Genomic DNA, 6,256 nt, shown 5'->3' with positions numbered 1-6,256 from the left:
GTGCCGTGAGTTGCGGGTCGATGTGTGGGACGCGATCCGGTGCGCCGGCACCAAGCCGTTCGGCTTCCAGGCCTTCAGGCCGAGTGCCGGGGGGCGCGCCGTACGGCGTTCATGAGGAGGCCGTGACCGGCCGACGGGAGGAGCTGTCAGCAGGCCTCGCGGGCGGCCGCAGCCGGGGACCGGTCGGACGCGGGCGGCACCGTCCTGGCCGCCGGCGCGGCGGTGCGGCGCGACGGCAGCGGCAGCCGGCCCTCCGCGAGCGCGAGCGCGGCGATGACCACCGCGCCGCCCACCGGCACGTTCCAGGTGACGCTCTCGCCGAGGGCGGCCGCGCCGACGATCACGGAGAACACCGGGACCAGGTAGTTGACGCCGGACGCCGTGGTGGGGCCGGCGTCCGCGATGAGCCGGTTCATCAGGGCGAAGGCGATGCCCGTGGAGGCGCCGCCGAGGACCAGGAGGGAGAGCAGCGGGCCCGCCGTCAGGTCGCCGGGCAGGTCCCAGCCGACGGTGAACGCGGTGATCAGGCCGGTGATGACCATGGCGGAGGTGAGCTGCCCCGCGGTCACGGAGAGCGCCGGGATCTTGTGCGGGGCGATGAAGCGGCGGACGTAGACGAAGCTGATCGCGTAGCTGACCGCCGCGCCGACACAGGCGAGTTGGCCGCCGACGGAACCGAACCCGTGGGTGTGCCAGGGCCCGACGACGACGATCAGCCCGACGAAGCCGATCACGAGACCGGTCACTTTGCGGGCCGTCGGCTTCTCCGTGCGGATGGCCACGGCGGCGAGCCCCAGGGTGACCAGGGGCGTGGCGCCCTGGATGACGCCGGCGACACTCGCGGTGGTGTGCTGCTCGCCGACGGCGAAGAGGGTGAACGGTACGACGTTGCCGAAGACCGAGGCGACGACGATGTGCCCCCAGACCTTGCGGTCGGGGAAGGAACCCTTGGTCACGGCGAGGATCACCGAGACGACGAGGGCGCCCACCAGGAGTCGCCCGAAGACGAGTTGGAGGGGTGCGAAGGCGTGCAGCGACACCTTGATGAAGGCGAAGCTGCACCCCCACAGAGCGGCGAGCAGCCCGAAGCGGGCCCAGTTGACGGGGTGCATCCGATGACTCCTGTAGGTTGCCGAACGGGTCGGGGGGCTGGGGAATCGGAGGGGGTGGGGAACTCGGGTACGCGGCGGTGTCAGGGGGCGTCGACCTCGAACTGGTCGTACTTCTCCATCAGCGCCACCATCTCGGCCCGCGTGGGGACGTTTCCGTCGGCCAGGAGTTCGGCCAGGCCCGTGAAGTAGGCCTCGCGGTTCTCCGCGGGCGTGAAGATGATCAGCATCTCGGCCGGCGCGTCGCTGTCGTTGCGGAAGCCGTGCACGGCGTGTTCGGGAACGTGCAGGAAGTCACCGGCGTGCGCGGTGTGCCAGCCCGTGCCGTCGTGGAGGGTGACCTCTCCCGAGATGACGTAGAAGGACTCCGAGATACGTGTGTGGTAGTGCGGGGCCGCTCCGGCGGCACCCGGCAGCATGTGGTGGTGGAAGAGGCCGAGGCGGCCGTCGGTGGTCTCGGCGAGCGCGATGTACCTGGTGGTCGTCGTCGGTCCGATCCGGACCGTGACGGCGTCGCCGAACCGCTTCAGGGTCGACACCAGGAGGGTCATGAGCCGTCTTCCCACATGCTCAGGTAGCGCTCGCCGGTGTCCGGCAGGACGGTCACGACACACCGGTCGCGGTACTCGGGGCGGGCGGCCACCAGGCGCGCCGCGTGCACTGCAGCACCGGCGGACACACCCACGAAGAGGCCCTGGCCGGCGGCGAGTTCACGGGCGGTGCGCAGGGCGTCCGCGTCGCTGACGGCGATGGCCTCGTCGATCAGGGAGACGTCGGTGGTCGGGGCGACGAAACCGCCGTTGAGACCGGGGATGCGGTGGCGTCCGGCCCGTCCGGCCGACAGCAGCGGGGATCCTTCCGGCTCGACGGCGACGATCCGTACGCCGGGGTCCTGCTCCCGCAGGTGACGCCCGATACCGGTGAGGGTTCCGCCGGTGCCCACCGCGCAGACCAGGGTGTCGGCGCGGCGCCCGGTCGAGGCGAGGGCGGCGGTGATCTCGGGACCGGTCGTGGCGTAGTGGGCCTCGACGTTGTCCGCGTTCTCGTGCTGGCAGGGGAACCAGGAGCCCTCGGTGGTCGCGTGGATCTCCTCGGCCCTCTCGATCGCGCCCGGATAGCCCCGCTCGGCGGGGGTCTGGACCACCTGAGCGCCCAACGCCGACAGCAGACGGATCCGCTCGGTGGTCGCGTTGTCGGGGAGCACGATGACGCAGCGGTAGCCGCGCGCGGCGGCCAGGGCGGCGAGCGAGATACCGGTGTTGCCGGAGGTGGCCTCGACGATGGTGCCCCCGGGCGCCAGGTCGCCGCGTGCCTCGGCGGCCCTGAGCATGTACAGCGCCGCCCGGTCCTTGCTGCTGGACATCGGGTTGGCCGCCTCCAGCTTGGCCAGTACCTCGGCGCCCGGTGCCAGTCCTTCCAGTCTGAGCCGGATCAGCGGGGTGCCGCCCACCAGGTCGTCGATGCCGTCGGCGACCGCCGGGAGGACCAGGGCAGGCAGAGGTGTGTGCGGTGTCAGGGTGCGCATGATGTGATTCCTCGTCATATATGGGCGACGGGCCGACGGGGTCCGGCGGTGAGGAGCCGGCGGGGAACTGGAGGGGAGACGGAACGGAGCGCGCGGCTACCAGGAACCGGCCGAGGCGATGCTCGCGACGACGTCCTCGGCCGGGCGGCCCGGCGCACGCCCGGTGGCAGTGGCGGCCAGCATCCGCGTCCCCTCCGGCACGTCCTTGTTGACCAGCGCCTGTGCGCCGATCACCGCGCCGTCGCCGACGGTCACCGGGCCGAGCACCGTGGCGTTGGTGCCGAGCACGACGTCACGGCCCACCACCGGATGCCGGCGGGCACCCGGCGGCCTCTCGTTGTCGCTCCACCAGCCGACCGCGCCCAGCGTCACCTGGTGGTAGATCGTCACGTCGTCACCGACGACGCAGGTTTCGCCGATCACCACCGCGGCACCGTGGTCGATGAAGACCCGGCGGCCGAGGACCGCTCCGGGGTGGATCTCGACGGCGGTCAGCCGTCGCGCCCAGCGGGCCAGCAGACGGGCCGTCATCCGGTGTCCGCGGGTGTGCAGCCGGTGTGCCACCCGGTGGGTCCACAGCGCGGTCAGCGCGGGGTGCAGCGCCGCTTCCAGGCGTCCGCGGACGGAGGGGTCCCGCTCGACCACGACGCCCAGGTCTTCGCGCATCAGACGGAGCAGACCGGTACGGGTGGTGTCGGGTGGGGTGGCGGACGGCACGGCGCGGGCAGCGTCCGAGCCGGTCCGCCGGAACGGAAGGACGGATGCGGGCTCCTTCGAGGTGACGCTCACGGAGTCTCCAGTCTTCGCAGGGCGGTCGCGGGCGGGGCCGGGACCCCTGTCCCAGGGCAGGGAGCGGGAGACCGGTGGTCGCCGCGGGGTCCGGGGATCGTGGAAGAGCGTCGCCGCTGCCGTTCCCGTTCTCTTCCCGGCCGGGTCCCCGGCCGCCGGCCCGCGACCGCCGCGACGTGGCCGGTGCCGGGAGCGGCCGGGGAGCGATCCGGGAACGGTCGGAGGGACACTCCCCCCGAGCGCCCCTCCGCTCCGAGACGAGCGGGGGCACGGCCAGCACGGCCGGTTCGGCGCCCCACCCGTCGAGAGAGCGCATACCCATGCACGAAGCATCAGTTGTTGTCCGGGACGCGGGCGAGCACGACGTCCGGCGGATCCCGGCTGCCGACGAGGAAACGAGGACCCAGCCATGAGCGCGACGGCCGACCAAGAGAACGAGCCTTGTCCCGTGGACGGCACTCCGCAGCGGCTGCTGCTGATCGGCCCGTCACCCGCCCTCGTACGTGCCGCCGTCGGCGCGGGCTTCGTCGTACGGATCGTCTCCGACGCACCTGCGGCGCCGGACGACCGCATCCCGCCCGGAGTGCCCGTGGACGTTGTCGACCTCACCGACGGGGCCGCACTGGCCGAGGCGATCGAGCTGTCGGTCCGCGTCCACGGCACCCAACGGCTGCTGGCCTGCGCCGGCACTGCGGAACTGCCCGCGGTGGCGGGGACCGCGGCCCGCCTGCGGGTGACGCCGAACCCTGCGGACGCGGCCCGCCTGCTGAGTGAGCCGGCCGCCATGCGGGCGCTGCTCAACGGCAGTCGGCACTCCTACGTCCCGGCCGCGCGGGCCCGCTCCGCCCAGGAACTGCCCGCCGCGGTCGAGGAGATCGGCGGGCCGGTCACCGTTCGGTCGCTGCCGTACGGTGCCGAGGAGGGCGGATTGCCACTGAAGGCGGCGGGTGAGCGTGCCTACCTGGTGGAGCGGTATCTGCAAGGTCCGGAGTACGGCGTGGTGACGCTCACCGTGGACGGGATGCACCGTGTGGTGGGCGTGGTGGCACTGCACGGTGCCTGGCAGGCCGGCTGCCACCTGTTCCCGGCGCCCCTGCCGGAGCGGGACGAGGCGGAGGCGCGCGCGATCGTGACCGAACTGCTCGATCTCGCCGGGTACGAGTTCGGGTACGCGTACACGGTGGTCGTGCTGACGCCCGACGGACCGCGGGTGGTCCGCTCGCGGGCCGCGTACCCGGACGAGCCGCTGGCCTCCCTGATCGAGGTCGCCACGGGCTTCCGGGCCGACGAGGAGCTGGTGCAGGCGCTCGCCGGCAAACCGGTGGGCGTGCCGACGGCCGACCGGTACGCGGCGGTGGCGTCGTACCGGCTGCCGGCGGGGCGGTTGTTGTCGGTGTCGGGACTGGAGGCGGTGTCCGAGTTCCCGGGTGTGCACCGGGTGTACTTCCCGTACGAGTCGGGGGACGACATTCCCGGCGACGGTCACGGCGGGGAGGGTTACGTGATGCTGACCGCGGATTCGCCGCAGGAGGCCGCGGGGGTCGTCGCGGAGGTGGGGAGGCTGTTGCGGGCGGAGGTGAGCCGGCGTCCCGACCAGGCCTGACCGCGTCCGTCCCCATGGACCGCCCGCACAGCCCGAGGAGGGCCGGCGGGCGGTTCCCGTCGGTGTCGACGGGGGTGGCCGGTACACGCCCGGTCCGTTCCTGAGTCCTTCCCTTCCGGGACCGACGGCCCGGTAACGGATGCGGAATGCGCCGGGAGCGGAGGCCGCGACCTTTCTTTCTGTCAGCACCGCACACCGAGACGACAGAAGGCGGGCATCATGACCAGCAAGGGATTCGCGACCTCGGCGAGCTTCTTCGCCACCGCGGCGATCACCGTGGCTCTCGGCTTCGGTGTCGCCGTCGGCACGTCGGTCACGCGCCCCGCCTCGGACGAGGGCCCGAACCTCGTCCCCAGCGTCTCGATCGCCCGAACCGTCGCCACGAAGCCCGCCCACACCGGGAACCCGAACGCGGCGACGGCGGGCACGGACGGCGACGAGGGACCCAACGTCATCACGGCCGGCACCAACGGCGACGAAGGACCCAACGTCATCACGGCCGGCACCAACGGCGACGAAGGACCCAACGTCATCGCCGTCTGAGCGAGCCGCAGAGCGTCCTGAGCCGGTGCCCGCCGCGACGAACGGCGGGCACCGGCATGTCGTGCTCCCGGCGTTCAGTCCCCCCGGTGAATCCGGCCGGGGATTCCCATGGCGCGGAACGCCTCGTGCGCGGCGTCCGCCCGGTCGGCTGCCTCTGCCGTGTGCCCGAGGGCCGCCAGCGCTTGGGCGAGGCCGTCCAGCGCGTAGGCCTCCTCCACCCGGTGGCCGAGCCGGGCGGCGGACGCGTGTGCCTGCCGGTGCAGCTGCACCGCCCGCTGGTGATCACCGCAGCGGTGGAAGAAGCGCCCCGCGGTGTTCCACACGGTGGCCTCCCGCACCGGCGCGTCCTCGAGTCCCTTGGTGGCGAGCGCCTCCTCCACCCAGTGCAGCACCTGTTGCCGGTGCCCGAGCCGGCCCTCCGCCTCCGCGGAGAGGATGAGCAGCAGCGCACGTTCGGCCGGCGCCATGACACCGGGCGTACGCTCGCGGGCAGTGGCCAGCGTGCGGGCCGCCGCCTCGACGTCCCCCATCGCCAACTGGGCCTGTGCGAGGTCGCCGAGGCCGACCAGTTCCTTCTCCAGCGCCCCGATCTTGCGGGCCAGGTGGACGGAACGGGTGGCCGTACGCACCGCCTCCTGGAAGTCACCGCGCTCCATGTGGACGCCGCTGATGTTGGACAGGGACTCC

General features: G+C 72.8%; 7 protein-coding genes. 2 read left to right on the top strand and 5 right to left on the bottom strand.

What is annotated here, in order from left to right:
- Nucleotides 1-146: 146 nt before the first annotated feature.
- The 4 genes from ABZ646_RS37750 to epsC form a co-directional block, all read right to left on the bottom strand.
- Complete coding sequence (locus ABZ646_RS37750; protein ID WP_360529565.1) at nucleotides 147-1,112, bottom strand: DMT family transporter; 966 nt, start codon at nucleotides 1,110-1,112, stop codon at nucleotides 147-149.
- An 80-nt stretch (nucleotides 1,113-1,192) separates the two neighbouring features.
- Complete coding sequence (locus ABZ646_RS37745) at nucleotides 1,193-1,660, bottom strand: cupin domain-containing protein (RefSeq protein ID WP_360529562.1); 468 nt, start codon at nucleotides 1,658-1,660, stop codon at nucleotides 1,193-1,195.
- Complete coding sequence (locus tag ABZ646_RS37740; RefSeq protein WP_360529559.1) at nucleotides 1,657-2,634, bottom strand: cysteine synthase family protein; 978 nt, start codon at nucleotides 2,632-2,634, stop codon at nucleotides 1,657-1,659. Before ABZ646_RS37740 ends, ABZ646_RS37745 begins: the two co-directional genes overlap by 4 nt.
- A 96-nt stretch (nucleotides 2,635-2,730) precedes the next feature.
- Nucleotides 2,731-3,300, bottom strand: coding sequence for a serine O-acetyltransferase EpsC (gene epsC / locus ABZ646_RS37735; protein WP_207921862.1), 570 nt, complete (start codon nucleotides 3,298-3,300; stop codon nucleotides 2,731-2,733).
- A gap of 532 nt (nucleotides 3,301-3,832) precedes the next feature.
- Between epsC and ABZ646_RS37730 the strand changes: the two genes are divergently transcribed.
- Nucleotides 3,833-5,026 carry a hypothetical protein gene (locus ABZ646_RS37730; RefSeq protein WP_360529556.1) on the top strand — a complete coding sequence of 398 codons (1,194 nt, stop codon included), beginning with the start codon at nucleotides 3,833-3,835 and terminating at the stop codon, nucleotides 5,024-5,026.
- Between the two features lie 219 nt (nucleotides 5,027-5,245).
- Nucleotides 5,246-5,569: a hypothetical protein gene (locus ABZ646_RS37725; protein WP_360529553.1), complete on the top strand. Its 324-nt coding sequence runs from the start codon at nucleotides 5,246-5,248 to the stop codon at nucleotides 5,567-5,569.
- Between the two features lie 74 nt (nucleotides 5,570-5,643).
- On the opposite strand, the gene ABZ646_RS37720 is transcribed toward ABZ646_RS37725, so the two are convergent.
- A partial coding sequence (locus ABZ646_RS37720; RefSeq protein WP_360529550.1) for a tetratricopeptide repeat protein occupies nucleotides 5,644-6,256 on the bottom strand: 613 nt, incomplete at its 5' end.

The sequence above is a fragment of the Streptomyces sp. NPDC007162 genome, from assembly GCF_040634175.1.
Lineage (GTDB): Bacteria > Actinomycetota > Actinomycetes > Streptomycetales > Streptomycetaceae > Streptomyces.
Note: the sequence above shows the minus strand (reverse complement) of the source record. Positions and strands in the feature narration are given on the sequence as shown.

What these genes read in the sequence shown, in the direction of transcription:
- ABZ646_RS37750 (WP_360529565.1), bottom strand. Translation starts at nt 1,112, where the DNA reads ATGCACCCCGTCAACTGGGCCCGCTTCGGGCTGCTCGCCGCTCTGTGG.
- ABZ646_RS37745 (WP_360529562.1), bottom strand. Translation starts at nt 1,660, where the DNA reads ATGACCCTCCTGGTGTCGACCCTGAAGCGGTTCGGCGACGCCGTCACG.
- ABZ646_RS37740 (WP_360529559.1), bottom strand. Translation starts at nt 2,634, where the DNA reads ATGCGCACCCTGACACCGCACACACCTCTGCCTGCCCTGGTCCTCCCG.
- epsC (WP_207921862.1), bottom strand. Translation starts at nt 3,300, where the DNA reads ATGCGCGAAGACCTGGGCGTCGTGGTCGAGCGGGACCCCTCCGTCCGC.
- ABZ646_RS37730 (WP_360529556.1), top strand. Translation starts at nt 3,833, where the DNA reads ATGAGCGCGACGGCCGACCAAGAGAACGAGCCTTGTCCCGTGGACGGC.
- ABZ646_RS37725 (WP_360529553.1), top strand. Translation starts at nt 5,246, where the DNA reads ATGACCAGCAAGGGATTCGCGACCTCGGCGAGCTTCTTCGCCACCGCG.